Source organism: Haliea sp. (assembly GCF_040222615.1).
GTDB lineage: Bacteria > Pseudomonadota > Gammaproteobacteria > Pseudomonadales > Halieaceae > Haliea.
Genome location: NZ_JAVKCQ010000194.1, coordinates 1 through 2,861, shown reverse-complemented (window position 1 = coordinate 2,861; position 2,861 = coordinate 1). Strand labels below are relative to the sequence as shown.

Genomic DNA, 2,861 nt, shown 5'->3' with positions numbered 1-2,861 from the left:
CGATGAAAGCCATTATGCTGCACGGCCCCAACGACCTCCGCATTGACGAACTTCCAGACCCCGACCCGGGCCCCCATGACGTGGTTATTCGCCTCGCCGCCTGCGGCATTTGCGGCACGGATCTCAGCTTTGCTGCCGTCGGTGGCATGCTGGGCCCGTCGGACACGCCCATGGCCCTGGGACATGAGCTGTCCGGCATCATCGCCGCCACCGGCAGCAAGGTAACCCATCTGGCGCAGGGACAACGAGTCGTGGTCAATCCCACCTCCGAATCCAACATGATCGGCTCCGGCGGTGCGGGAGGCTTTGCCGACTATCTGCTGGTGAAAGGAGTCGCCCCGGGCCAGCACGTGTTTCCCATCCCCGACTCCCTGTCGTTCGAGGAGGCGGCGCTTACCGAACCCCTGTCCGTGGCCCTGCACGGCGTCAATCGCGCCAATGTCGGCCCCGGCAGCCGCGTTGCGGTGTTCGGCGCAGGTCCGATAGGGCTGGGCGTGGTGCTGTTTCTGCGCCAGCGTGGAGTTGATGACATCGTTGTGTTCGACATGTCCGAGCAGCGCCTGGAACGGGCCCGCGCGCTGGGCGCGAAGGTGGCGGTGAATCCAGCCAGCGTTGATTTGCGCGAGAGCCTGGGTGAGGCACATGGTACGGGTACTCTCTATGGCTGGCCCGTAGTGCACACCGACACTTTTATCGAGGTTTCCGGCGCGGCGCGGGTCATTCCCGACGCCATCGCGGTGGCGCCGCTGCATGCCCGGCTGGTGGTGATTGCGGTGCACCATGAACCGGTGCCGGTCGATTTCCAGACCGCGCTGGCGAAGGAAATGACCTTCACCACCTCGCTCGCCTACCCCACCGAGTTCAACGATGTACTGGAGCTGCTGGTCGCGCGCAAGCTCGAAGTGGCGCCAATGATCAGTCATCGCTATACCTTTGACAGGTTCATGGAAGCGTTTGCAACCGCGCGGGACAAGGAGCGCTCTGCCAAGGTGATGATTACATTCCCCTGTTGACCCGGAGCGATGGCAAGCATGGACAGCAACAGCATGCGCACCTATATGCTGGCGGATATGCCCATCACAGAGGACGCCGAAGGACGTATCGACCACTACCTCGGCGCCGATCCACGGCGCAAGCACGGCCAGGTCAGCAACAATCTGGGCGGCGACTTCGCCATTGATATCCCTGCACTGCGCGAGCGGCGACATCACCGACTAACAGTAAAACGTCACTGAACCCGCAGCCGGGAAGCACTATCGCTTGATCCGGGACAATGCCTCCGGCGCTGGTTGGTCTATGCTTGACGCGTAGACACACTGAGCTGGAGGTAGTCCGTGGCAGTCAGCAACTGTATCCTGTGGTTTAACGAGGTCGGTTTGCAGCATCTCGCCGAGGTCGGGGGCAAGAACGCCAGCCTGGGGGAAATGTACCAGCAGCTGGCCGGGCAAGGCGTGGCTATTCCCTATGGCTTTGCCACCACCGCCACGGCCTTCCGCGACTATCTCACCGCCAACGGCCTGCAACAGCCCATCAACGCGGCCCTCGCGGAGCTGGCCGCTGGCCGCAAGTCGCTGGCCGCTACCGGGCACGGGATTCGCGAGCTGATTCGCGCCGGCAACTTCTCGCCCAACCAGCGGGAGCAGATTGCCGCAGCCTATCTCAACCTCTGTGAACAGCAGCAGACGCCGGACATGCCGGTTGCGGTGCGCAGCTCCGCCACCGCCGAGGACCTGCCCCAGGCCAGCTTTGCCGGCCAGCAGGAGAGCTTTCTCAATGTCCGTGGCGCCGACGCCCTGCTGGAGGCCTGCCGGGAGTGTTACGCCTCGCTCTATACCGACCGCGCGATCGCCTACCGCGAAGAACAGGGCTTCGACCACGACCAGGTCGCGCTGTCGATCGGCGTCCAGCAGATGGTGGAATCCGCGGCCGCCGGGGTGATGTTCACCCTGGACACCGAGAGCGGCTTCCCGGACATCGTGCTCATCAGCGCGGCCTGGGGCCTGGGAGAAACCGTGGTCAAGGGCGCCGTGAATCCCGACCGCTACATGGCCTACAAACCCTTTCTGCAACGGCCGGAACTGAACCCGGTGATCGAAAGCACGGTGGGCAGCAAACTCTGCAAGATGCGCTATGCGCAGCCCGCGGACGAGGGTGTGGGGGAACACGGGCGTGCGGAGGCGACGGTGACCGTCCCCACCAGCAGCGACGAACAACGCGGCAGGGTATTGCCGGACAGTGACGTCCTGCAGCTGGCGCGCTGGGCACAGATTATCGAGCGCCACTATCAGAGACCCATGGATATAGAGTGGGCGCGGGACGGCTCCGGCCAGTTGTTTATCGTCCAGGCACGCCCCGAGACCATTGAGTCGCAGAAGGACCGCAGCGTTCTGGTGAGCTACAAACTGACCGCAAAAGGCAAAGTATTGCTGGAGGGATCCAGCGTGGGCAGCGCGATTGCCTGTGGACCGGTGTGTGTAGTCGAGAACGCGGACGACGTCGAGCATTTCCCCGAAGGAGCCATTCTTGTCACCGAACGCACCGACCCGGACTGGGTGCCGATCATGCGCAAGGCGGCGGGCATTGTGACCAACAGCGGCGGCACCACCAGCCACGCGGCCATCGTCAGTCGCGAACTGAAGAAACCGGCCATTGTTGGCTGCGGCAACGCGACCGGACTGCTGCACGATGGCATGGATATCACCATCAGCGGCGCGGATGGAGCAACGGGCAAGGTGTATGACGGTATCCTGGCCTTCGAGCGCGAAACCATCAGCCTGGCGGACCTGCCGGCCACCAGAACTGCGCTCATGATCAATGCGGCGCTGCCGGACGGTGCCCTGCAGTGGTGGCAGCTACCGGTT

General features: G+C 63.7%; 3 protein-coding genes. All 3 read left to right on the top strand.

Features of this window, described 5'->3' with window-relative positions:
* The coding region (locus tag RJQ10_RS15490; protein ID WP_350148211.1) for a zinc-dependent alcohol dehydrogenase at positions 1–1,013 on the top strand (1,013 nt) is incomplete at its 5' end.
* Positions 1,014–1,031: 18 nt separating this feature from the next.
* A complete protein-coding gene (locus RJQ10_RS15485) occupies positions 1,032–1,235 on the top strand; it encodes a hypothetical protein (RefSeq protein WP_350148209.1) in 204 nt (67 codons plus the stop codon).
* Between the two features lie 99 nt (positions 1,236–1,334).
* Positions 1,335–2,861: phosphoenolpyruvate synthase (ppsA, locus tag RJQ10_RS15480; RefSeq protein WP_350148207.1), on the top strand; the 1,527-nt coding region annotated here is incomplete at its 3' end.